Genomic DNA, 22,918 nt, shown 5'->3' with positions numbered 1-22,918 from the left:
AGATCTTACGGATAAATAACTCTTTCTGCGCTAACTAAGGAAAATCGCGATCAAAAACAAACTATGACATGCAATATTCCTGGAAACATAAACTTTATGCCATGTACCCAGGGAAAATCATCTTCAGTATAGTAATTATGTAAACCGTCGGAGAACAATACGTACGGTAACGAAATTATCTTTCAGCAAGGAGCTGTGAAAATGTCTCAAAATAAGGCTTTCAGCACGCCATTTATCCTGGCTGTTCTTTGTATTTACTTCAGCTACTTCCTGCACGGCATTAGTGTTATTACGCTTGCCCAAAATATGTCATCTCTGGCGGAAAAGTTTTCCACTGACAACGCGGGCATTGCCTACTTAATTTCCGGTATCGGTTTGGGGCGATTGATCAGTATTTTATTCTTCGGTGTGATCTCCGATAAGTTTGGTCGTCGGGCGGTGATATTAATGGCAGTAATAATGTATCTGCTATTCTTCTTTGGTATTCCCGCTTGCCCGAATTTAACTCTCGCCTACGGTCTGGCAGTGTGCGTAGGTATCGCTAACTCAGCGCTGGATACGGGTGGCTACCCCGCGCTCATGGAATGCTTTCCGAAAGCCTCTGGTTCGGCGGTCATACTGGTTAAAGCGATGGTGTCATTTGGGCAAATGTTCTACCCAATGCTGGTGAGCTATATGTTGCTCAATAATATCTGGTACGGCTATGGGCTGATTATTCCGGGTATTCTATTTGTACTGATCACGCTGATGCTGTTGAAAAGCAAATTCCCCAGCCAGTTGGTGGACGCCAGCGTAACTAATGAATTACCGCAAATGAACAGCAAACCGTTAGTCTGGCTGGAAGGTGTTTCATCGGTACTGTTCGGTGTAGCCGCATTCTCGACCTTTTATGTGATTGTGGTGTGGATGCCCAAATATGCGATGGCTTTTGCTGGTATGTCAGAAGCTGAGGCATTAAAAACCATCTCTTATTACAGTATGGGCTCGTTGGTCTGTGTCTTTATTTTTGCCGCACTACTGAAAAAAATGGTCCGGCCCATCTGGGCTAATGTATTTAACTCTGCACTGGCAACAATAACAGCAGCCATTATCTACCTGTACCCTTCTCCACTGGTGTGCAATGCCGGAGCCTTTGTTATCGGTTTCTCAGCAGCTGGCGGCATTTTACAGCTCGGCGTTTCGGTCATGTCAGAGTTTTTTCCCAAAAGCAAAGCCAAAGTCACCAGTATTTATATGATGATGGGTGGACTGGCTAACTTTGTTATTCCACTGATTACCGGTTATCTGTCGAACATCGGCCTGCAATATATCATTGTTCTCGATTTTACTTTCGCGCTGCTGGCCCTGATTACCGCAATTATTGTTTTTATCCGCTATTACCGCGTTTTCATTATTCCTGAAAATGATGTGCGGTTTGGCGAGCGTAAATTTTGCACCCGGTTAAACACAATTAAGCATAGAGGTTAAAGGAGTTAATTATGGATGTTACCGCAAAATACGAATTGATTGGGTTGATGGCCTATCCTATCCGCCACAGTTTATCGCCCGAAATGCAGAATAAAGCCTTAGAAAAAGCGGGATTGCCATTTACCTATATGGCCTTCGAAGTGGATAACGATAGCTTTCCTGGAGCAATTGAAGGATTAAAAGCCCTCAAAATGCGCGGAACTGGTGTATCGATGCCGAACAAACAACTGGCGTGTGAATATGTTGATGAATTAACACCAGCTGCCAAACTGGTGGGGGCCATCAACACCATCGTTAATGATGATGGCTATCTGCGTGGCTATAACACCGACGGCACGGGCCATATTCGCGCCATTAAAGAGAGCGGTTTTGATATCAAAGGCAAAACGATGGTGCTGTTAGGGGCCGGTGGTGCCTCAACGGCAATTGGCGCGCAGGGGGCAATTGAAGGTTTAAAAGAAATTAAACTCTTTAACCGTCGGGATGAGTTCTTCGATAAAGCCCTCGCCTTCGCGCAGCGGGTTAATGAAAACACCGATTGTGTCGTCACGGTCACCGATCTCGCCGATCAGCAAGCCTTTGCTGAAGCCCTGGCTTCCGCCGACATTTTAACCAATGGCACAAAAGTGGGTATGAAACCCCTTGAGAATGAATCATTGGTTAATGATATCAGTCTGTTACATCCGGGACTTCTGGTCACTGAATGCGTGTATAACCCGCATATGACGAAGTTATTGCAGCAGGCGCAACAAGCTGGTTGCAAAACGATTGATGGATACGGCATGTTGTTGTGGCAAGGGGCTGAACAGTTCACATTATGGACTGGCAAAGATTTCCCTCTGGAATATGTTAAACAGGTCATGGGGTTCGGTGCCTGACAGGCTGACCGCGTGCAGAAAGGGTAAAAAATGAAAACCGTAACTGTAAAAGATCTCGTCATTGGTACGGGCGCACCTAAAATCATCGTCTCGCTGATGGCGAAAGATATCGCCAGCGTGAAATCCGAAGCTCTCGCCTATCGTGAAGCGGACTTTGATATTCTGGAATGGCGTGTGGACCACTATGCCGACCTCTCCAATGTGGAGTCTGTCATGGCGGCAGCAAAAATTCTCCGTGAGACCATGCCAGAAAAACCGCTGCTGTTTACCTTCCGCAGTGCCAAAGAAGGCGGCGAGCAGGCGATTTCCACCGAGGCTTATATTGCACTCAATCGTGCAGCCATCGACAGCGGCCTGGTTGATATGATCGATCTGGAGTTATTTACCGGTGATGATCAGGTTAAAGAAACCGTCGCCTACGCCCACGCGCATGATGTGAAAGTAGTCATGTCCAACCATGACTTCCATAAAACGCCGGAAGCCGAAGAAATCATTGCCCGTCTGCGCAAAATGCAATCCTTCGACGCCGATATTCCTAAGATTGCGCTGATGCCGCAAAGTACCAGCGATGTGCTGACGTTGCTTGCCGCGACCCTGGAGATGCAGGAGCAGTATGCCGATCGTCCAATTATCACGATGTCGATGGCAAAAACTGGCGTAATTTCTCGTCTGGCTGGTGAAGTATTTGGCTCGGCGGCAACTTTTGGTGCGGTAAAAAAAGCGTCTGCGCCAGGGCAAATCTCGGTAAATGATTTGCGCACGGTATTAACTATTTTACACCAGGCATAAGCAATAATATTTCGGCGGGAACACCCTCCCCGCCGAACTAAAAAATATATTCAATCGTATTTAATAAAAATATTTCGTGAGTCTCTGTGCGCTAATTCTCCATTTGGCGTAGGGAAAATCACATCTGAATCAGGAATTAACAATGAAACCTGTAAAACCACCTCGTATTAATGGACGAGTGCCGGTCCTGTCGGCACAGGAAGCGGTGAATTATATTCCCGACGAAGCAACACTTTGTGTGTTAGGCGCTGGCGGCGGTATTCTGGAAGCCACCACGTTAATTACTGCTCTTGCTGATAAATATAAACAGACTCAAACACCACGTAATTTATCGATTATTAGTCCAACAGGGCTTGGCGATCGCGCCGACCGTGGTATTAGTCCTCTGGCGCAAGAAGGTCTGGTGAAATGGGCATTATGTGGTCACTGGGGACAATCGCCGCGTATTTCTGAACTCGCAGAACAAAATAAAATTATTGCTTATAACTACCCACAAGGTGTACTTACACAAACCTTACGCGCCGCCGCAGCCCACCAGCCTGGTATTATTAGTGATATTGGCATCGGGACATTTGTCGATCCACGCCAGCAAGGCGGCAAACTGAATGAAGTCACTAAAGAAGACCTGATTAAACTGGTCGAGTTTGATAACAAAGAATATCTCTATTACAAAGCGATTGCGCCAGATATTGCCTTCATTCGCGCTACCACCTGCGACAGTGAAGGCTACGCCACTTTTGAAGATGAGGTGATGTATCTCGACGCATTGGTTATTGCCCAGGCGGTGCACAATAACGGCGGTATTGTGATGATGCAGGTGCAGAAAATGGTTAAGAAAGCCACGCTGCATCCTAAATCTGTCCGTATTCCGGGTTATCTGGTGGATATTGTGGTGGTCGATCCGGATCAAACCCAACTGTATGGCGGTGCACCGGTTAACCGCTTTATTTCTGGTGACTTCACCCTTGATGACAGTACCAAACTTAGCCTGCCCCTAAACCAACGTAAATTAGTTGCGCGGCGCGCATTATTCGAAATGCGTAAAGGCGCGGTGGGGAATGTCGGCGTCGGTATTGCTGACGGCATTGGCCTGGTCGCCCGAGAAGAAGGTTGTGCTGATGACTTTATTCTGACGGTAGAAACAGGTCCGATTGGCGGAATTACTTCACAGGGGATCGCCTTTGGCGCGAACGTGAATACCCGTGCCATTCTGGATATGACGTCCCAGTTTGATTTTTATCACGGTGGCGGTCTGGATGTTTGTTATTTGAGTTTTGCTGAAGTCGACCAGCACGGTAACGTCGGCGTGCATAAATTCAATGGTAAAATCATGGGCACCGGTGGATTTATTGATATCAGTGCCACTTCGAAGAAAATCATTTTCTGCGGCACATTAACTGCGGGCAGTTTAAAAACAGAAATTACCGACGGCAAATTAAATATCGTCCAGGAAGGACGGGTGAAGAAATTTATTCGGGAACTACCGGAAATTACTTTCAGCGGAAAAATCGCTCTCGAGCGAGGGCTGGATGTTCGTTATATCACTGAGCGCGCAGTATTCACGCTGAAAGAAGACGGCCTGCATTTAATCGAAATCGCCCCTGGCGTCGATTTACAAAAAGATATTCTCGACAAAATGGATTTCACCCCAGTGATTTCGCCAGAACTCAAACTGATGGACGAAAGATTATTTATCGATGCGGCGATGGGTTTTGTCCTGCCTGAAGCGGCTCATTAACAGGAGTATAATGATGGATTTTTCTTTAACTGAAGAACAAGAACTGCTGCTGGCCAGTATTCGCGAACTGATTACGACTAACTTTCCGGAAGAGTATTTCCGCACCTGCGATCAAAACGGGACATATCCGCGTGAGTTTATGCGGGCGCTGGCGGATAACGGTATTTCCATGCTTGGCGTGCCGGAAGAATTTGGTGGTATCCCTGCGGATTACGTCACCCAAATGCTGGCGCTGATGGAAGTGTCAAAATGCGGTGCTCCGGCATTTTTAATTACCAACGGTCAATGTATTCACAGTATGCGCCGTTTCGGTTCTGCAGAGCAGCTACGTAAAACGGCAGAGAGCACCCTGGAAACGGGTGATCCCGCCTATGCCCTGGCGTTGACGGAACCAGGTGCTGGCTCAGATAACAACAGTGCCACTACCACTTACACGCGTAAAAACGGCAAGGTCTACATCAACGGACAAAAAACCTTTATTACCGGTGCGAAAGAGTACCCGTATATGCTGGTGCTGGCGCGCGATCCGCAACCGAAAGATCCCAAAAAAGCCTTCACCCTGTGGTGGGTCGACTCCAGTAAGCCCGGCATTAAGATTAACCCGCTGCATAAAATCGGCTGGCATATGCTCAGCACCTGCGAAGTCTATCTCGACAACGTGGAGGTTGAAGAGAGCGACATGGTGGGCGAAGAAGGAATGGGTTTCCTCAATGTGATGTACAACTTTGAGATGGAGCGCCTGATCAACGCCGCGCGCAGCACCGGCTTTGCCGAATGCGCCTTTGAAGATGCCGCCCGCTATGCCAACCAACGTATCGCTTTTGGTAAGCCCATTGGTCATAACCAGATGATCCAGGAAAAACTGGCGCTGATGGCGATTAAGATCGACAACATGCGCAACATGGTGCTGAAAGTGGCATGGCAAGCCGATCAGCATCAGTCACTGCGCACCAGCGCGGCGCTGGCAAAACTGTACTGTGCACGTACCGCAATGGAAGTCATTGATGATGCGATTCAAATCATGGGCGGTCTGGGCTATACCGATGAGGCGCGCGTCTCCCGCTTCTGGCGTGATGTCCGTTGTGAACGTATCGGCGGCGGTACAGACGAAATTATGATTTACGTAGCAGGTCGGCAGATCCTGAAAGACTATCAGAACAAATAATCTGCAGGCGGCGCAGCTTCTTAACAAACTGCGCCGCCAGATTTATCCAACAAGACTTACCGGTTGAGGAAATTCAGATAGGATTTCTTGTTCCGCAAAACAGTTTTTAAATTGTCTACGGTAATCGCTGGGCGAACAACCGACATGGCGCAAAAACAGTTTGGCAAAGTGATCGACATTTTCATAACCCACACGCCAGGAGATCTCTGCCTGTGATAATTCAGTATTAGTGAGTGACCATTTTGCTTCCGTCATACGCCGTTGAATAACATAGTTAATAGGGGAAATACGATACTCTTTGGTAAATTCATGGCAAATATAACTGACGCTGGCACGAAATTTTTTCGATAACTGTTCTAAAGTGATTTTTTCGCGATAATTATTATTCAGATAGAAAAGAATATCTTTTATCAGAACATCTTTTTTAATATACCCCTGCTCCGAACGATAAGCATTTTTAAAATTTTCGTAGTAAAGAATGGCTAACGTATAGGCAAATGCATCCCATAACGAAGATGTTTGGCTATTTTTACTTTGCGGCAAAATCACACTTAGCTCATTAAATAAGGTTTTTATGACTTCTTTTCCCTGCCCCGCGGCAATTACCGGACAAGAATGCGGTTGCAGTAGCTGATTTTCCTCAGCCCCCTGAAACTGAAAGCCGTACAGCGCACAGGTACACGTCGTTGCCGGATCGTTAACGTCAGAGGCCACCGCATGCAGCCTGCCGCGTTCTATCACCACAATGTCATCCGCATGTGCGACATATAACGAAGAATCGATGGTAAACCTTGCAACCCCTTTCTTGACGTAAATCAACTCGGTTTCATTGTCATGAACGTGATGTCCGGACTCCCATTTTGGATCATCGCTAAATGCAAAACGTGAAAGCCGTGGCGTTTTACCGGCGACAAACAGCGTTTCACTGGCGTTATCAAAACAGCGTTGATACATGACAACCTCCCTATTCCATGAGCAAGCAAAAACAATATATGCCGGATAAAATACGGCGTGTATTGCGGTTATACAACCGCGTTTAGCGAGAGCTAAACAAGATTATTTACACTGAATGCAAGATTGTACGGTCATGGAATAACTATATTGCCGCAAATTGCACTTTTGTTTTAGCGATCGCATTTTTTTTGCAAGATTGTTGGCAAGGAAAACAGCTTGCTCCGTCGAAAACCCCGCACCGCTATCGCACACTATTTTCAGGCCATTTTTACCTTCCATCGGAGATGGTTCCGTATGCGACTCACAGGAGAAATCATGAAAATAATAACCTGCTTTAAGCTGGTGCCTGAAGAACAGGACATTGTTGTCACTCCAGAATACACCCTGAATTTCGACAATGCCGACGCCAAAATCAGCCAGTTCGATCTCAATGCCATTGAAGCTGCAAGCCAGCTCGCAACAGATGACGATGAGATAGCCGCGCTGACCGTTGGCGGCTCATTGTTGCAGAACTCGAAAGTGCGCAAAGACGTGCTATCCCGCGGGCCGCACAGCCTGTATTTGGTGCAGGATGCGCAACTTGAACATGCACTGCCTCTCGATACCGCAAAAGCGCTGGCGGCAGCAATTGAAAAGATCGGCTTCGATTTACTGATCTTTGGTGAAGGTTCCGGCGACCTTTATGCCCAGCAGGTTGGCTTGCTGGTCGGAGAAATTCTGCAACTTCCGGTGATTAATGCAGTGAGTGCTATTCAGCGTCAGGGCAATACACTGGTGATTGAACGCACGCTTGAAGATGATGTTGAAGTTATTGAACTCTCTGTTCCAGCCGTGCTCTGCGTCACCTCCGATATTAACGTGCCACGCATTCCTTCGATGAAAGCCATTCTCGGCGCGGGTAAAAAACCGGTAAATCAGTGGCAGGCAAGTGATATTGACTGGAGCCAGAGCGCGCCACTTGCTGAACTGGTCGGCATTCGCGTACCGCCGCAAACAGAACGTAAGCACATCATTATCGATAACGATTCGCCGGAGGCCATTGCCGAGCTGGCGGAACATCTGAAGAAAGCCCTGAACTGAAGCCTACGGAGAAGAAACGATGAGTCAATTAAACAGCGTCTGGGTCTTTAGCGATAATCCTGAACGTTATGCTGAACTGTTTGGCGGCGCTCAGCAATGGGGCCAACAGGTGTATGCCATTGTACAAAATACCGACCAGGCGCAGGCAGTTATGCCTTATGGTCCAAAATGTCTTTATGTTCTTGCGCAAAACGACGCGCTGCAACGCACTGAAAATTACGCCGAAAGCATTGCTGCCCTGCTGAAAGATAAACACCCCGCTATGTTGCTGTTGGCCGCGACGAAACGTGGTAAAGCGCTGGCAGCACGGTTAAGTGTGCAACTGAATGCGGCGCTGGTGAACGATGCCACGGCGGTGGATATTGTCGATGGTCACATTTGCGCCGAACACCGGATGTATGGCGGGTTAGCGTTCGCTCAGGAAAAGATCAACAGCCCGCTGGCGATCATTACCCTTGCACCCGGTGTTCAGGAACCGTGCACCAGTGATACCTCTCATCAGTGCCCGACAGAAACGGTACCTTATGTTGCTCCGCGTCATGAAATTCTCTGTCGCGAACGCCGTGCGAAAGCCGCAAGCAGCGTGGACCTGAGCAAAGCAAAACGTGTGGTTGGCGTCGGTCGTGGACTGGCGGCGCAGGATGACCTAAAAATGGTCCACGAACTGGCGGCGGTGCTGAATGCTGAAGTCGGCTGTTCACGTCCAATTGCCGAAGGCGAGAACTGGATGGAGCGTGAACGTTATATCGGTGTCTCCGGCGTGTTGCTGAAATCCGATCTCTACCTGACGCTGGGGATCTCCGGGCAGATCCAGCATATGGTTGGCGGCAACGGCGCAAAAGTGATTGTCGCCATCAATAAAGATAAAAATGCGCCAATCTTCAACTATGCCGACTACGGTCTGGTGGGCGATATCTACAAAGTCGTCCCTGCCCTGATTAGCCAGTTGAGCCGCTAATTCCCCTTTCAACCACATCTCCCGCTGTAAACGCAGCGGGAAGGGAGCATAACGCATGTCGGATGACAAATTTGATGCCATTGTGGTCGGTGCGGGCGTTGCTGGTAGCGTTGCCGCACTGGTCATGGCACGAGCCGGGCTGGATGTCCTGGTGATAGAACGCGGCGACAGTGCCGGATGTAAAAACATGACCGGCGGGCGTCTTTATGCCCACACACTTGAAGCAATCATTCCAGGCTTTGCAGTATCAGCGCCGGTAGAACGCAAGGTCACACGCGAGAAAATCTCCTTCTTAACCGAAGAAAGCGCCGTTACCCTCGATTTTCACCGCGAGCAGCCAGATGTTCCGCAACACGCATCTTATACCGTATTGCGTAATCGTCTGGACCCGTGGTTGATGGAACAAGCCGAGCAGGCGGGCGCGCAGTTTATCCCAGGCGTTCGCGTCGACGCGCTGGTTCGTGAAGGAAACAAGGTCACTGGCGTGCAGGCTGGGGATGATATTCTCGAAGCGAATGTGGTGATTCTGGCTGATGGCGTTAACTCGATGCTTGGCCGCTCGCTGGGAATGGTTCCCGCTTCCGATCCGCATCATTACGCTGTTGGTGTTAAAGAGGTTATTGGCCTCACACCAGAACAGATCAACGATCGCTTTAATATTACGGGCGAGGAAGGTGCCGCCTGGCTGTTTGCCGGTTCCCCTTCTGACGGCCTGATGGGCGGGGGATTTCTCTATACCAACAAGGATTCCATATCCTTGGGGCTGGTTTGTGGATTGGGTGATATCGCCCATGCGCAAAAAAGCGTGCCGCAAATGCTGGAAGATTTTAAACAACACCCCGCCATTCGCCCGCTGATTAGCGGCGGCAAACTGCTTGAATATTCCGCGCATATGGTGCCGGAAGGCGGTCTGGCAATGGTGCCGCAACTGGTTAACGAGGGCGTGATGATCGTTGGTGACGCCGCAGGCTTCTGCCTGAATTTGGGTTTTACGGTCCGCGGCATGGATTTAGCCATTGCATCGGCTCAGGCTGCCGCCACAACGGTGATCGCCGCCAAAGAACGCGCGGATTTCTCCGCCAGCAGTCTGGCGCAATACAAACGTGAGCTGGAACAAAGCTGCGTCATGCGTGATATGCAGCATTTTCGCAAGATCCCGGCGCTGATGGAAAACCCGCGCCTGTTTAGCCAATACCCACGAATGGTAGCCGACATCATGAACGAGATGTTCACCATCGACGGCAAACCAAACCAGCCGGTACGAAAAATGATCATGGGACATGCGAAGAAAATTGGGCTGATCAACTTGCTGAAAGATGGCATTAAGGGAGCAACCGCGCTATGAGCCAGAACGCTACGGTTAACGTCGACATCAAATTAGGCGTCAATAAATTCCATGTTGATGAGGGCCACCCGCATATCATTCTGGCGGAAAATCCCGATATCAATGAATTCCATAAATTAATGAAAGCCTGCCCTGCCGGACTTTATAAGCAGGATGACGCAGGAAACATTCATTTTGATTCCGCCGGTTGTCTGGAGTGCGGCACCTGTCGGGTGCTGTGCGGTAACACTATTCTCGAACAGTGGCAATATCCCGCAGGCACCTTCGGTATTGATTTTCGCTACGGCTAATCATGCATCCCACAGGCCCGCATCTCGGGCCTGATGTTCTGTTTCGAGAGTCCAACATGAAAGTGACATTAACGTTTAACGAACAACGTCGTGCGGCGTATCGTCAGCAAGGGTTATGGGGCGATGCTTCGCTGGCCGATTACTGGCAGCAGACCGCTCGTGCGATGCCAGACAAAATTGCCGTGGTCGATAATCATGGTGCATCGTACACCTATAGCGCGCTCGATCACGCCGCGAGCTGTCTGGCAAACTGGATGTTAGCGAAGGGTATTGAATCAGGCGATCGCATCGCATTTCAACTGCCTGGCTGGTGTGAATTTACCGTTATCTATCTTGCCTGCCTGAAAATCGGTGCAGTTTCCGTGCCGCTGTTGCCTTCCTGGCGGGAAGCAGAACTGGTGTGGGTGCTCAATAAGTGTCAGGCAAAAATGTTCTTTGCACCGACGTTGTTTAAACAAACGCGTCCGGTAGATTTAATCCTGCCGCTGCAAAATCAGCTTCCACAACTACAACAAATTGTCGGCGTGGACAAACTGGCTCCCGCCACCTCTTCCCTCTCATTAAGTCAGATTATCGCCGACAATACCTCACTGACCACGGCGATAACGACCCACGGCGATGAATTAGCTGCGGTGCTGTTTACCTCCGGAACCGAGGGTCTGCCAAAGGGCGTGATGCTAACGCATAACAATATTCTCGCCAGTGAGCGGGCTTATTGCGCGCGACTGAATCTGACCTGGCAGGATGTCTTTATGATGCCTGCGCCACTTGGTCACGCAACGGGCTTTCTGCATGGCGTAACGGCACCATTCTTAATTGGCGCTCGCAGCGTGTTGTTAGATATTTTCACTCCTGATGCGTGTCTCGCGCTGCTTGAGCAGCAGCGTTGCACCTGTATGCTCGGCGCAACGCCGTTTGTCTATGATCTTTTGAATGTACTAGAGAAACAACCCGCGGACCTTTCAGCGCTGCGTTTCTTTCTTTGCGGCGGAACCACAATCCCCAAAAAAGTGGCGCGTGAATGCCAGCAGCGCGGCATTAAATTATTAAGTGTTTATGGTTCCACAGAAAGTTCGCCGCATGCGGTGGTGAATCTCGATGATCCTTTGTCGCGCTTTATGCACACCGATGGTTACGCTGCCGCAGGTGTAGAGATTAAAGTGGTCGATGACGCACGCAAGACCTTACCGCCAGGTTGCGAAGGTGAAGAAGCCTCGCGTGGCCCCAATGTGTTTATGGGGTATTTTGATGAACCTGAATTAACCGCCCGTGCCCTGGATGAAGAAGGCTGGTATTACAGCGGCGATCTCTGCCGTATGGATGAGGCTGGCTATATAAAAATTACCGGACGCAAAAAAGATATTATTGTCCGCGGCGGCGAAAATATTAGCAGCCGTGAAGTGGAAGATATTTTATTGCAGCATCCTAAAATTCACGATGCCTGTGTGGTTGCAATGTCCGATGAACGTTTAGGTGAACGATCATGCGCTTATGTCGTGCTGAAAGCGCCGCATCATTCATTATCGCTGGAAGAGGTAGTGGCTTTTTTTAGCCGTAAACGGGTCGCAAAATATAAATATCCTGAACATATCGTGGTAATCGAAAAACTACCGCGAACTACCTCAGGTAAAATACAAAAGTTTTTGTTAAGAAAAGATATTATGCGGCGTTTAACGCAGGATGTCTGTGAAGAGATTGAATAAGTTTCATCTTCGGGGATCACATAACCCCGGCGACTAAACGCCGCCGGGGATTTATTTTATTTCTTCAGTTCAGCCAGGCTTAACCAGGTTTGCACCACGGTGTCCGGGTTCAGAGACAGGCTATCGATCCCCTCTTCCATCAACCATGCGGCAAAGTCTTCGTGGTCGGACGGACCCTGACCGCAAATCCCGACATATTTGCCCTGTTTCTTCGCGGCACGGATAGCCATCGACAGCAGTGCTTTCACCGCATCGTTGCGCTCATCGAACAATTCAGACACCACGCCGGAGTCACGGTCCAGACCGAGCGCCAGCTGCGTCATATCGTTTGAGCCAATTGAGAAGCCGTCGAAATATTCGAGGAACTGCTCGGCCAGCAAGGCGTTGGACGGGATTTCACACATCATGATGATTTTCAGCCCGTTCTCGCCACGTTTCAGCCCCTGACGCGCCAGTTCTTCAACCACCGCTTTCGCCTGATCTACGGTACGCACGAACGGGATCATGATCTCAACGTTGGTCAGTCCCATGTCGTTGCGCACACGTTTCACTGCTTCACACTCCAGCGCGAAACAGTCGCGGAAGCTGTCGGAAACATAGCGGCCCGCGCCACGGAAGCCGAGCATCGGGTTCTCTTCATCTGGCTCGTAACGCTCACCACCGACCAGGTTGGCATATTCGTTCGATTTAAAATCAGAGAGACGGACAATGACGCGCTTCGGATAAAACGCGGCACCCAGCGTCGCGATCCCTTCAGTCAGACGACCAACGTAAAATTCACGCGGAGAATCAAAACCTTTCATCATCTCGCGGATTTCGTTTTGCAACTGCGGTTCCTGATCGTCAAACTCAAGCAGTGCGCGTGGGTGGACGCCAATCATACGGTTGATGATAAATTCCAGACGCGCAAGGCCCACGCCTTCGTTCGGTAGGCAGGCGAAGTCGAAAGCACGGTCCGGGTTACCGACGTTCATCATCACTTTCAACGGCAGATCCGGCATCGTTTCTACGCTGGAGCTTTTCACGCTAAATTCCAGCAACTCCGCATAGACGTAACCGGTATCACCTTCGGCACAAGAAACAGTGACGTTCTCACCGTCTTTCATCCGTTCTGTTGCATCTCCACAGCCCACTACCGCCGGAATGCCCAGTTCACGAGCGATGATCGCCGCGTGACAGGTACGACCGCCACGGTTGGTGACGATGGCAGATGCTTTCTTCATGATCGGTTCCCAGTCCGGGTCGGTCATGTCAGTAACCAGCACGTCGCCAGGTTCGATGCGGTTCATTTCGCTGATGTCATGGATGACTTTCACCGGACCCGCACCGATGCGATGACCGATAGCACGGCCTTCGGCGATAATCTTACCCTGTGAATGCAGCGTATAACGCTCCATGACCTGACCGCGTGAGCGCACGGTTTCCGGACGCGCCTGCACAATGAACAGTTTACCGGTGTGGCCATCTTTCGCCCACTCAATATCCATCGGGCGACCGTAGTGTTTCTCAATTTGTACGGCCTGTTTTGCCAGTTCCTGCACTTCTTCGTTGGTCAGCGAGAAGATGTCACGCTGTTCCTGCGGTACGTCTTCGATTTTAACCTGCTTGCCGTGCTCCTGGGTCGGCGCGTAAACCATGCGGATTTTTTTCGACCCCATGGTGCGGCGCACGATAGCCGGGCGATTCGCCGCCAGTGTCGGTTTATGCACGTAAAACTCATCCGGGTTAACCGCACCCTGCACGACCATCTCACCAAGGCCCCATGCGGAAGTGATAAACACCACCTGGTCAAAGCCGGATTCGGTATCAATGGAGAACATCACGCCAGATGATGCGAGGTCAGAGCGCACCATCCGTTGAACACCGGCGGAGAGCGCCACACCACGGTGATCGTAACCCTGGTGCACACGATAAGAGATGGCGCGATCGTTAAACAGAGAAGCAAATACATGTTTCACTGCCACGAGAACGGCGTCAAAACCCTGAACGTTGAGGAAGGTTTCCTGCTGACCGGCAAAAGAAGCGTCCGGCATATCTTCTGCGGTGGCGGAGGAGCGCACCGCAAAAGAGGCGTTTTCGTCATCGGCGGAAAGCTGTGCATAGGCTTCGCGGATGGCGTTTTCCAGCTCAGGCTGGAAGGGAGTGTCGATAATCCACTGGCGGATTTGCGCGCCCGCTTTCGCAAGCTGAGTAACATCGTCAATATCCGTTTTATCCAGCAGTTCATAAATGCGCTGGTTTACGCCGCTTTGGTCCAGAAACTGGTTAAACGCGTCGGCGGTTGTGGCGAAACCATTCGGAACGGAAACACCCATTCCGGAAAGATTAGTAATCATTTCACCCAGGGAGGCATTTTTGCCCCCAACCCTGTCTACATCATTCATGCCGAGTTGGTTATACCAAAGCACCAGCGGTGACGAGCCATTGTTGGACATCGAACAATCCTTTTGTGATAAATGAACGGTTTGAGAAACACATTTCTGCGCATTTATCTTTGCATATTTAACCGGATGAAAAAAACGGTGAATCGTTCAAGCAAATATATTTTTTTACTTTTTAAGACTGATCCCAGCGTTGCGCAAATCTGCTCTCTTCGACAATTTCCACATAAACCATCGGTATAAACGAAACCATAAAAATGAAATGCTGTTTTCATAAAAAATAAAATTGAAGGTTCATTTTATAAACCAGACATAACGTTCTACGCTTCTGTGCGTTTTTAATTTATGCTTTCATAGAATTATGTCTGCATCACGGGAAGAACAAAATGGATAATGCTGTTGATCGCCACGTTTTTTATATTTCTGATGGTACGGCAATAACTGCGGAGGTATTAGGACACGCAGTAATGTCACAATTTCCCGTCACTATCAGCAGCATCACGCTGCCGTTTGTCGAAAATGAGAGCCGTGCACGGGCAGTGAAGGATCAGATTGACGCAATTTATCACCAGACAGGCGTGCGCCCGCTGGTCTTCTACTCCATCGTGTTGCCGGAGATTCGCGCCATCATCTTGCAAAGTGAAGGCTTTTGCCAGGATATCGTTCAGGCGCTGGTTGCCCCGCTACAACAAGAGATGAAACTGGATCCAACGCCGATTGCTCATCGTACCCATGGCCTTAACCCTAATAATCTCAATAAATATGATGCGCGCATTGCGGCGATTGATTACACCCTCGCCCACGATGACGGCATTTCGTTGCGCAATCTGGACCAGGCTCAGGTGATCCTGCTCGGTGTTTCTCGCTGTGGTAAAACCCCCACCAGTCTGTATCTGGCAATGCAGTTTGGTATCCGCGCGGCAAACTACCCCTTTATTGCCGACGATATGGATAATCTGGTGCTACCCGCGTCGCTCAAACCGCTTCAGCATAAATTGTTCGGCCTGACTATCGACCCGGAACGTCTGGCGGCGATTCGCGAGGAACGTCGGGAGAACAGTCGCTATGCCTCGCTTCGTCAGTGCAGGATGGAAGTCGCGGAAGTGGAAGCCTTGTACCGTAAAAATCAGATCCCGTGGATTAACAGTACCAATTATTCGGTAGAAGAGATTGCCACCAAGATCCTCGATATCATGGGCCTTAGTCGCCGAATGTACTAGAGAACTAGTGCATTAGCTTATTTTTTTGTTATCATGCTAACCACCCGGCGAGGTGTGACACACCTCGCACTTGAAATCAGCAGCGATTGGTTTATCGTGATGCGCATCACTTCCCGGCAGTCCTGCCGTAGAAGCAACAAATTTCTGAGACTTGTAATGAACAGAACTGACGAACTCCGTACTGCGCGTATTGAGAGCCTGGTAACGCCCGCCGAACTCGCGCTACGGTATCCCGTAACGCCTGGCGTCGCCACCCATGTCACCGACTCCCGCCGCAGAATTGAAAAAATACTGAATGGTGAAGATAAGCGACTGTTGGTCATTATTGGCCCCTGCTCGATCCACGATCTCACCGCTGCAATGGAGTACGCCACCCGTCTGCAGTCGCTGCGCAACCAGTACCAGTCACGGCTGGAAATCGTAATGCGCACCTATTTTGAAAAACCACGAACTGTTGTCGGCTGGAAAGGACTAATCTCCGATCCAGATTTAAACGGCAGCTATCGGGTAAATCACGGTCTGGAGCTGGCGCGCAAATTACTTTTACAGGTAAATGAGCTGGGCGTCCCAACCGCGACCGAGTTCCTCGATATGGTGACCGGTCAGTTTATTGCTGATTTAATCAGTTGGGGCGCGATTGGCGCACGTACTACCGAAAGTCAGATCCACCGCGAAATGGCTTCGGCACTCTCCTGTCCGGTAGGTTTTAAAAATGGTACCGATGGCAATACGCGGATTGCTGTGGATGCTATCCGCGCAGCCCGCGCCAGCCATATGTTCCTCTCGCCAGACAAAAATGGTCAGATGACCATCTATCAGACCAGCGGCAACCCGTATGGCCACATTATTATGCGTGGCGGCAAAAAACCGAATTATCATGCCGATGATATCGCCGCAGCCTGCGATACGCTGCACGAGTTTGATTTACCTGAACATCTGGTGGTGGATTTCAGCCACGGTAACTGCCAGAAGCAGCACCGTCGCCAGTTAGAAGTTTGTGAGGATATTTGTCAGCAAATCCGCAATGGCTCTACGGCGATTGCTGGAATTATGGCGGAAAGTTTCCTGCGCGAAGGAACGCAAAAAATCGTCGGCAGTCAGCCGCTCACTTACGGTCAATCCATTACCGACCCGTGTCTGGGCTGGGAGGATACCGAACGCCTGGTCGAAAAACTCGCCTCTGCGGTAGATACCCGCTTCTGAATGCGTGCCCATTCCTGACGGAATGGGCATTTCTGCGCAACTTGTTGTCTTCTCAACAAATTACTGCTTGCTCTGGTCAGCCATAATATTGATAATAAGAATCATTGTTATATCAATTATTATTAATTTTTATGCGTTATACGGATAGCAGAAAACTCACGCCTGAAACGGATGCCAATCACAAGACCGCTTCCCCGCAGCCTATTCGGCGAATTTCCAGCCAGACACTGTTAGGTCCGGATGGCAAACTGATTATCGATCATGACGGGCAAGAATATCTGCTCCGTAAAACTCAGGCTGGCAAGCTGCTGTTGACCAAGTAGCCTTTAACTCGAGCAGCTGACTTCCAGCCGTTTACCCCAGTCAGGTGGACGACTGACATAGTCATCATCTCTGTCGCTGAAAGGATTTCGCAACGCCTCATGCAGGCGGTGCAATTCCGTCATATCACCCTTTTCTGCCGCTTCAATCGCCCGTTGCGCCAACCAGTTGCGCAATACCAGAGCGGGGTTAACGCTTTGCATCAGTTGCTGACGCTCACTATCGCTAACCTCGTCTTGTTGCAAACGCCCCCGATAACGGGCAAACCAGTCATCAAATGCCGCACGATCAATAAACTCATCACGTAGCGGTGACGCCGCGCTGTGCTGCTCGGTCAGACTCAGCATGCGGAATGTGCGGGTATAATCGCTGCGCTCTCGCGCCATCAGACTGAATAATTCATTCAGTAGCGCGTTATCCTCTTTTTGCTCCGTCATGAAGCCCAGTTTCTGCCGCATCCGTTCTCCATAATGCGTCAACAAAACCTGCTGATAGCTGTCCAGGGCCTCATTCAGGGCATCTACGGCAACAAATGGCGACAATGTCTGCGCCAGACGCTGTAAATTCCACAACGCGACGGCAGGTTGATTATCAAAGCTGTAACGCCCTTGATGATCCGAGTGATTACAAATAAAACCGGGTTCGTAATCATCAAGAAAACCAAACGGCCCGTAATCAAGCGTCAGCCCCAGCAGCGACATGTTGTCGGTATTCATCACCCCATGAGCAAAGCCGACCGTCTGCCATTGGGCAATTAACGACGCGGTACGTGCGACAACATCGCTAAACCAGAGACGGTATTTGTCCTCATCATCTGCAAGATGTGACCAGTAATGACGAATAGCAAAGTCAGCTAACTGACGAACCTTTTCCGACTCGCGGCGGTAGTAAAAATGTTCGAAATGACCAAAGCGCAGATGACTTGGTGCCACACGCATCAGCATCGCGCCTGGCTCCGCCGTTTCCCGATACACTGGCGAATCGCTGGTGACGATACTTAACGCGCGGGTCGTCGGAATGCCCAGATAATGCATCGCCTCACTGGCGAGACTTTCTCGTATCGTCGAACGTAAAACCGCCCGTCCATCACCCATTCGCGAATAAGGCGTCAGGCCAGCACCTTTCAGATGCCAGTCCATTGTAGTGCCATCAGCAAGCAGTTGTTCGCCGAGTAAAATGCCGCGCCCATCACCCAGTTGGCCCGCCCAGACGCCGAACTGATGACCACTGTAAACCTGCGCCAGTGGTGACATACCAGGCAGTAGGGCTTCGCCGCCCCAGACACCTGCGCCATTTTTAAACAGCGACGATGGAATACTCAGCGTGTTAGCCAGTTCGGTATTATGCCAAATCAGCCGGGCATTATTTAAAGGCGTAGGGGAAAGTGCTGTATAGGTTTCTGGCAATTCATCGCGCCAGCGGGTAACAAAAGACAGGGTCATAGATCCTCCTGTTTGATAGTGTAGACGGTTACTCTCGTCTTAAACACCAGCAAACAGAAGGGTTATCGCTGAACCAACGTCGTTATCTGATTTATGGGAACGGCAGGCCACAGGCATCCCTGGAGAGCATGGAAATCGAAGGGGGTAATCTGTGCCAATATTTCTGCCGTATCAATGCCTCCCGCAATGATGCAATTGCAACAAGGGGAAATTTGCGCCTGGATCGCACGAATAAACGGTTCGAAGGAGCGGTGCGTGATTTGTTGCTGAATAAAACTTTTATCCAGCATGACGCGGGTGAAAAGACCATCAAAAACCGCTTTCATTGTGCTATTGCCTGCTCCCAAATTACCTAACACAAGGGGATACACTTGCGATAAGGATAAAAGACCGCGATTATCTTTTCCTTCATTGAGATGCGGGTAATTCTCATTAATCAACAGTTCAATAAACGGATATTTTAATAGTTCGCCTGCGTAATTATCCCTCTCTAATAATAATGTAGCCACTTGTGGCGTTAAATTAAGCCAGGCAAAGAGTTTATGTTGAATAAAAAAATGTTGGCATGATTTTAGTAATTCCAACTGCTCTGAAAATAATTGCCAATGTTGCTCCTCGGTAAGTTGCGCTATAACCCGACTCGTCGGGATACGAACCGTACCATCTTCACTGGAGAAATGGGTAATTAACTCAACGCCGACAAGGACTTGCTGGTTGTCTCTTATCGGCAGGAAATAGCAATCAGAATGATAAAGATTCTCCAAAAAAATCTTCATGGTAACCGTCCCTCTCGAAGGATGTTTTTCAGTATCCGGCTAAAAGGGATGAGGCCATAAGACATAACAATTACAGAAGGAGTAACTTTCATTTGTTCCATGTTAACCACTTTTTCAGGGGTCCTTTTTTTAGATTATCCTGATTATAAACGAATAATCCATTTACGGAATTTTTGTCTGCAAAATACTACTGTATTCAGGAGTAAATGGACGGCGATGTATCATCGCCGTCCATTTTTCGACATACTAGATTCGTCTCGCCTGCCAGAAATTTTTCTGCCAATAGACATTATCAAGTGAGGAACGCATCACTCCCTTGCTGGTAGAGGCGTGGATAAATTGGTTGTTGGTATCGTAAATACCTACATGCAAACCATTTTGTCCGGACCCCGTTTTGAAAAAGACCAGGTCACCTGGCAGCAACTCGTCTTTATCAATTTGCGTGCCAATAGAGGCTTGTTGTTTGGTTTCACGGGGCAGCTGCAAATCGAAACGATCGCGCATCGTCACAACCACAAATCCCGAACAGTCCACACCGCGCCGCGTCATGCCACCATAACGATACGGCGTGCCATGCCAGCTTTGTAGCTGGTCGTTCAAACCGGCAATAACGGTAATCGAATCAGAAAGTCTGGCATTTGGCGGCGGTGCTTTATGGTGGCTACACCCGGCCAGAAGCAGTGCTGTGATCAAAATAAGGCAGAAACGCATTCCGTACGGTTCCTCTGTTTTTTATTCTTGCATTAATTTAGCGTCGTAATTACCCGATTTTCAAGATACTAATGAAATCAGATGGTCGAAATCAGCATTCTGTGACCTTCGATATCCAGACGGCGAAAATTCATCCCATAGGCCTGCGCCAGATTTGGCGGCGTGAGCACCTCTTCCCTGCGTCCACTGGCCAGCATTTTTCCACCTTTTAGCAACCACGCCCGATGCGCATGACGCAATGTGTGGTTGAGATCGTGACTGCTCATCACAATCGCCAGTCCTTGCTGACACAGCGCGCTCAGAATTTTGTCTAACGCACTTTGTTGCGCAACATCAAGACTGTTCATCGGCTCATCAAGAAGCAGCAATTGGCCTGCGGGATTGGCTTGTGGTGTGATTTGCAACACCACCGCAGCAAGACGTACGCGTTGCCATTCACCGCCGGAAAGTTGATTGGTGCTACGTCCGAGTTTGTCATCAAGAGCCAGCGCCCCTGCGACATCATTCAGTAGTTCGGTACGCGTTTTATCGTGCTGATGCAGTGTCAGGTAGTGCCAGACCGGCGTTGCAAACGGCGGCGTCTGCTGTTGTGAAAGATAGGCGCGATGCAGCGCGAGTTTTGTTGCGGACCATGCTTCCAGTGGTTGCCCCGCGAACTGAATGCTTCCCTTACCGCTGGTCATTCCGGCCATTCGCGCCAGTAAGGTACTCTTACCCGCGCCATTCGGCCCCACCAGGTGCAGGATCTCCCCAGCCCGAACCTTGCCAGAAAGCGGCCCCAGGCGGGTAGATTCCGCAACATCTTGTAACTGCATCACAATAGACATTATTTTGCCAACGCCAGTTTAATGCTTTCCATCACAATGGGATCTTCCGGCGTCATATCCGGGGAAAAACGCTGGATGACTTTTCCGTCCTTGCCAACCAGGAATTTTTCAAAATTCCATAAAATATCATCCGGGTACAGCGGTGCACGGCCTTTGCTGACCATACGGGCATAGAATCCGCTCTCTTCCGGCGCGACTGCGGTCGGCGCTGCGGCAATCAATTTTTGATACAGCGGATGGCGTCCTTCGCCATTAACTTCAATCTTACTGAACATCGGGAACGTCACCCCCCATGTGGTGGTACAGTAAGTTTTAATCTCTTCATCGCTGCCCGGTTCTTGTTCCAGAAACTGGTTGCACGGGAATCCCAGCACCATAAAACCTCGATCGACCCAGGCTTTCTGAATATTCTCCAACTGCTCATATTGCGGCGTTAAGCCACACTTTGAGGCGACATTGACAATCAACAGCACATTACCGGCGAACTTCTCCAGCGTGGTCACTTCACCGTCGATATCTTTCACTACGGTCGTCAGAATGGAATCTTGCATCGTTTCTCCTGGGTGTGGTCAGTAAAAATCTTAGCTTTTAATCATAGACCGTCTTTTTGCGGCTAACGTCCTGCTTTTAACAATAACCAGATAAACACCGGCGCACCTAACGTTGCGGTGACCACGCCAATAGGCAGCTCTGCGGCAGCTAATGCCAGGCGCGCTACAATATCGGCCAGCAGCAATGCGCTCGCCCCTGCCAGCGCGCAGCCGGGAAGTAATACGCGATGATCGGTTAAACCACACAACCGGAGAATATGGGGGATCACCAGACCAATAAAGCCGATAGCACCCGCCAGCGCCACACTGACGCCAACCATCCAGCCGGTCGCTGCCACCAGCACATTGCGCCAGAACCACAGGGGTAAACCCAGTTGCCGCGCCGAGATCTCGCCAAGTGCTAACATATTCATCGGCCTGGACTGACAACAGATCCACAACAACACGGGGATCAATGCCAGCATCAGCCAGCTTTGCCGCCAGTCTACGCCGCCAAAACCGCCCATCATCCAGTACATCAGCTGACGCAAATCAACTGAGGTGGAAAAGTAGATAGCCCACGTCATTAGTGCGCTACAGATAATCCCTAATGCAACGCCAGCCAGCAATAACCGACTGGTCGAAAGATGACGACGGGCGAAACGTAAGAGTATTAAAGTGATGATAAGCGCGCCAGCAATCGCACACAGCCCTAGCGCCCAGTTGGGGAGTTGCCCTTGCCCAAGCAATACCGCGGCGATAAGCCCCACGCCTGCGCCGTTAGAGACGCCAAGTAGTCCAGGTTCTGCCAGAGGATTTTCAAACAACGCCTGCATTACAGCGCCGGATATAGCCAGCGCCGCACCAACCAGCAATACAGCCAGCGTACGTGGCAGGCGAATTTGCCAGACGAACAGTTCGCCACGAGGAGTAAACCAGTCACCTGGCGAGATCCATTGTTCACCGGCGCAAAGGCTTAAGAGAAGCGCCAGCAGCATCAAAACTGACAGGCATAATAACCAGCGAATATTTTGTCGCTGTTGTTGGCGGGCAAGTGTCAGCATGGTATCCGTTCTGCTGAAGTGTCATGGCGTTGATTTTACGGTGACTCTTCGACAGTGAAAAGAAAAAAGGCCGCAG

21 protein-coding genes are annotated in these 22,918 nt (G+C 49.8%); 13 read left to right on the top strand and 8 right to left on the bottom strand.

Features of this window, described 5'->3' with window-relative positions:
* Positions 1-201: 201 nt before the first annotated feature.
* The 5 genes from KXD89_RS10120 (at position 202) to KXD89_RS10100 (ending at position 6,037) form a co-directional block, all read left to right on the top strand.
* Positions 202-1,467: an MFS transporter gene (locus KXD89_RS10120; protein ID WP_000081197.1), complete on the top strand. Its 1,266-nt coding sequence runs from the start codon at positions 202-204 to the stop codon at positions 1,465-1,467.
* Between the two features lie 11 nt (positions 1,468-1,478).
* Positions 1,479-2,345: a quinate/shikimate dehydrogenase gene (gene ydiB, locus KXD89_RS10115; RefSeq protein ID WP_000383469.1), complete on the top strand. Its 867-nt coding sequence runs from the start codon at positions 1,479-1,481 to the stop codon at positions 2,343-2,345.
* Positions 2,346-2,375: 30 nt separating this feature from the next.
* Entirely contained in the window at positions 2,376-3,134 is a 759-nt protein-coding gene (gene aroD, locus KXD89_RS10110) for a type I 3-dehydroquinate dehydratase (protein WP_000860201.1), read from the top strand.
* A 142-nt stretch (positions 3,135-3,276) separates the two neighbouring features.
* On the top strand, positions 3,277-4,872 hold the full coding sequence (locus KXD89_RS10105; protein WP_000805700.1) for an acyl CoA:acetate/3-ketoacid CoA transferase: 1,596 nt from the start codon (positions 3,277-3,279) through the stop codon (positions 4,870-4,872).
* 13 nt (positions 4,873-4,885) lie between these two features.
* On the top strand, positions 4,886-6,037 hold the full coding sequence (locus KXD89_RS10100) for an acyl-CoA dehydrogenase (protein ID WP_000347850.1): 1,152 nt from the start codon (positions 4,886-4,888) through the stop codon (positions 6,035-6,037).
* Positions 6,038-6,079: 42 nt separating this feature from the next.
* On the opposite strand, the gene KXD89_RS10095 is transcribed toward KXD89_RS10100, so the two are convergent.
* The gene (locus KXD89_RS10095; RefSeq protein ID WP_000284799.1) at positions 6,080-6,991 is read right to left on the bottom strand and encodes an AraC family transcriptional regulator; all 912 of its coding nucleotides are present in this window, start codon (positions 6,989-6,991) and stop codon (positions 6,080-6,082) included.
* 315 nt (positions 6,992-7,306) lie between these two features.
* On the opposite strand from KXD89_RS10095, the gene KXD89_RS10090 reads away from it, so the two are divergent.
* Genes KXD89_RS10090 through fadK form a run of 5 tightly spaced genes read left to right on the top strand, consistent with a single transcriptional unit; the run spans position 7,307 to position 12,367 of the window.
* On the top strand, positions 7,307-8,071 hold the full coding sequence (locus KXD89_RS10090; protein WP_000692135.1) for an electron transfer flavoprotein: 765 nt from the start codon (positions 7,307-7,309) through the stop codon (positions 8,069-8,071).
* 19 nt (positions 8,072-8,090) lie between these two features.
* Positions 8,091-9,029 carry an electron transfer flavoprotein subunit alpha gene (locus KXD89_RS10085; protein ID WP_000080722.1) on the top strand — a complete coding sequence of 313 codons (939 nt, stop codon included), beginning with the start codon at positions 8,091-8,093 and terminating at the stop codon, positions 9,027-9,029.
* Between the two features lie 55 nt (positions 9,030-9,084).
* Positions 9,085-10,374, top strand: a complete 1,290-nt coding sequence (locus tag KXD89_RS10080; RefSeq protein WP_001278525.1) for an FAD-dependent oxidoreductase — start codon at positions 9,085-9,087, stop codon at positions 10,372-10,374.
* Positions 10,371-10,664 carry a ferredoxin family protein gene (locus KXD89_RS10075; protein WP_000081081.1) on the top strand — a complete coding sequence of 98 codons (294 nt, stop codon included), beginning with the start codon at positions 10,371-10,373 and terminating at the stop codon, positions 10,662-10,664. The genes KXD89_RS10080 and KXD89_RS10075 overlap by 4 nt, the downstream gene beginning before the upstream one ends.
* Positions 10,665-10,720: 56 nt before the next feature.
* Entirely contained in the window at positions 10,721-12,367 is a 1,647-nt protein-coding gene (gene fadK / locus KXD89_RS10070) for a medium-chain fatty-acid--CoA ligase (RefSeq protein WP_001336282.1), read from the top strand.
* A 56-nt stretch (positions 12,368-12,423) separates the two neighbouring features.
* Here the strand turns inward: fadK and ppsA are convergent, their stop codons facing one another.
* Positions 12,424-14,802 carry a phosphoenolpyruvate synthase gene (gene ppsA / locus KXD89_RS10065; RefSeq protein WP_000069375.1) on the bottom strand — a complete coding sequence of 793 codons (2,379 nt, stop codon included), beginning with the start codon at positions 14,800-14,802 and terminating at the stop codon, positions 12,424-12,426.
* A gap of 332 nt (positions 14,803-15,134) precedes the next feature.
* Here ppsA and ppsR point away from each other — a divergent pair, with 332 nt between their 5' ends.
* The 3 genes from ppsR to hemP all read left to right on the top strand — a co-directional run bounded on the left by ppsR (position 15,135) and on the right by hemP (position 17,494).
* A complete protein-coding gene (ppsR, locus tag KXD89_RS10060; RefSeq protein WP_000368046.1) occupies positions 15,135-15,968 on the top strand; it encodes a posphoenolpyruvate synthetase regulatory kinase/phosphorylase PpsR in 834 nt (277 codons plus the stop codon).
* Between the two features lie 156 nt (positions 15,969-16,124).
* A complete protein-coding gene (aroH, locus tag KXD89_RS10055; RefSeq protein ID WP_001082229.1) occupies positions 16,125-17,171 on the top strand; it encodes a 3-deoxy-7-phosphoheptulonate synthase AroH in 1,047 nt (348 codons plus the stop codon).
* 131 nt (positions 17,172-17,302) lie between these two features.
* A complete protein-coding gene (gene hemP, locus KXD89_RS10050; RefSeq protein ID WP_001270809.1) occupies positions 17,303-17,494 on the top strand; it encodes a hemin uptake protein HemP in 192 nt (63 codons plus the stop codon).
* A 3-nt stretch (positions 17,495-17,497) separates the two neighbouring features.
* Here hemP and selO read toward each other — a convergent pair whose 3' ends face one another.
* The 6 genes from selO to btuC all read right to left on the bottom strand — a co-directional run bounded on the left by selO (position 17,498) and on the right by btuC (position 22,842).
* A complete protein-coding gene (selO, locus tag KXD89_RS10045) occupies positions 17,498-18,934 on the bottom strand; it encodes a protein adenylyltransferase SelO (protein WP_000175703.1) in 1,437 nt (478 codons plus the stop codon).
* Between the two features lie 62 nt (positions 18,935-18,996).
* Positions 18,997-19,710, bottom strand: a complete 714-nt coding sequence (gene ydiV / locus KXD89_RS10040; RefSeq protein WP_001300634.1) for an anti-FlhDC factor — start codon at positions 19,708-19,710, stop codon at positions 18,997-18,999.
* A gap of 246 nt (positions 19,711-19,956) precedes the next feature.
* Positions 19,957-20,421 carry a C40 family peptidase gene (locus tag KXD89_RS10035; protein ID WP_001209795.1) on the bottom strand — a complete coding sequence of 155 codons (465 nt, stop codon included), beginning with the start codon at positions 20,419-20,421 and terminating at the stop codon, positions 19,957-19,959.
* A gap of 77 nt (positions 20,422-20,498) precedes the next feature.
* On the bottom strand, positions 20,499-21,248 hold the full coding sequence (btuD, locus tag KXD89_RS10030; protein ID WP_072647311.1) for a vitamin B12 ABC transporter ATP-binding protein BtuD: 750 nt from the start codon (positions 21,246-21,248) through the stop codon (positions 20,499-20,501).
* Entirely contained in the window at positions 21,248-21,799 is a 552-nt protein-coding gene (gene btuE / locus KXD89_RS10025) for a bifunctional thioredoxin/glutathione peroxidase (protein WP_072647312.1), read from the bottom strand. Before btuE ends, btuD begins: the two co-directional genes overlap by 1 nt.
* A 62-nt stretch (positions 21,800-21,861) precedes the next feature.
* Complete coding sequence (gene btuC, locus KXD89_RS10020; protein WP_000956528.1) at positions 21,862-22,842, bottom strand: vitamin B12 ABC transporter permease BtuC; 981 nt, start codon at positions 22,840-22,842, stop codon at positions 21,862-21,864.
* Positions 22,843-22,918 lie beyond the last annotated feature (76 nt).

Source organism: Escherichia sp. TC-EC600-tetX4 (assembly GCF_019356055.1).
In the GTDB taxonomy this organism is placed as follows: Bacteria; Pseudomonadota; Gammaproteobacteria; order Enterobacterales; family Enterobacteriaceae.
The sequence above is the reverse complement of the archived record's forward strand: the minus strand, read 5'-3'. Positions and strand labels throughout refer to the sequence as shown.

What these genes read in the sequence shown, in the direction of transcription:
- KXD89_RS10095 (WP_000284799.1), bottom strand. Translation starts at nt 6,991, where the DNA reads ATGTATCAACGCTGTTTTGATAACGCCAGTGAAACGCTGTTTGTCGCC.
- btuE (WP_072647312.1), bottom strand. Translation starts at nt 21,799, where the DNA reads ATGCAAGATTCCATTCTGACGACCGTAGTGAAAGATATCGACGGTGAA.
- selO (WP_000175703.1), bottom strand. Translation starts at nt 18,934, where the DNA reads ATGACCCTGTCTTTTGTTACCCGCTGGCGCGATGAATTGCCAGAAACC.
- KXD89_RS10080 (WP_001278525.1), top strand. Translation starts at nt 9,085, where the DNA reads ATGTCGGATGACAAATTTGATGCCATTGTGGTCGGTGCGGGCGTTGCT.
- btuC (WP_000956528.1), bottom strand. Translation starts at nt 22,842, where the DNA reads ATGCTGACACTTGCCCGCCAACAACAGCGACAAAATATTCGCTGGTTA.
- KXD89_RS10100 (WP_000347850.1), top strand. Translation starts at nt 4,886, where the DNA reads ATGGATTTTTCTTTAACTGAAGAACAAGAACTGCTGCTGGCCAGTATT.
- KXD89_RS10120 (WP_000081197.1), top strand. Translation starts at nt 202, where the DNA reads ATGTCTCAAAATAAGGCTTTCAGCACGCCATTTATCCTGGCTGTTCTT.
- fadK (WP_001336282.1), top strand. Translation starts at nt 10,721, where the DNA reads ATGAAAGTGACATTAACGTTTAACGAACAACGTCGTGCGGCGTATCGT.
- aroD (WP_000860201.1), top strand. Translation starts at nt 2,376, where the DNA reads ATGAAAACCGTAACTGTAAAAGATCTCGTCATTGGTACGGGCGCACCT.
- aroH (WP_001082229.1), top strand. Translation starts at nt 16,125, where the DNA reads ATGAACAGAACTGACGAACTCCGTACTGCGCGTATTGAGAGCCTGGTA.
- btuD (WP_072647311.1), bottom strand. Translation starts at nt 21,248, where the DNA reads ATGTCTATTGTGATGCAGTTACAAGATGTTGCGGAATCTACCCGCCTG.
- hemP (WP_001270809.1), top strand. Translation starts at nt 17,303, where the DNA reads ATGCGTTATACGGATAGCAGAAAACTCACGCCTGAAACGGATGCCAAT.
- KXD89_RS10105 (WP_000805700.1), top strand. Translation starts at nt 3,277, where the DNA reads ATGAAACCTGTAAAACCACCTCGTATTAATGGACGAGTGCCGGTCCTG.
- ydiV (WP_001300634.1), bottom strand. Translation starts at nt 19,710, where the DNA reads ATGAAGATTTTTTTGGAGAATCTTTATCATTCTGATTGCTATTTCCTG.
- ppsR (WP_000368046.1), top strand. Translation starts at nt 15,135, where the DNA reads ATGGATAATGCTGTTGATCGCCACGTTTTTTATATTTCTGATGGTACG.
- KXD89_RS10075 (WP_000081081.1), top strand. Translation starts at nt 10,371, where the DNA reads ATGAGCCAGAACGCTACGGTTAACGTCGACATCAAATTAGGCGTCAAT.
- ppsA (WP_000069375.1), bottom strand. Translation starts at nt 14,802, where the DNA reads ATGTCCAACAATGGCTCGTCACCGCTGGTGCTTTGGTATAACCAACTC.
- KXD89_RS10035 (WP_001209795.1), bottom strand. Translation starts at nt 20,421, where the DNA reads ATGCGTTTCTGCCTTATTTTGATCACAGCACTGCTTCTGGCCGGGTGT.
- ydiB (WP_000383469.1), top strand. Translation starts at nt 1,479, where the DNA reads ATGGATGTTACCGCAAAATACGAATTGATTGGGTTGATGGCCTATCCT.
- KXD89_RS10090 (WP_000692135.1), top strand. Translation starts at nt 7,307, where the DNA reads ATGAAAATAATAACCTGCTTTAAGCTGGTGCCTGAAGAACAGGACATT.
- KXD89_RS10085 (WP_000080722.1), top strand. Translation starts at nt 8,091, where the DNA reads ATGAGTCAATTAAACAGCGTCTGGGTCTTTAGCGATAATCCTGAACGT.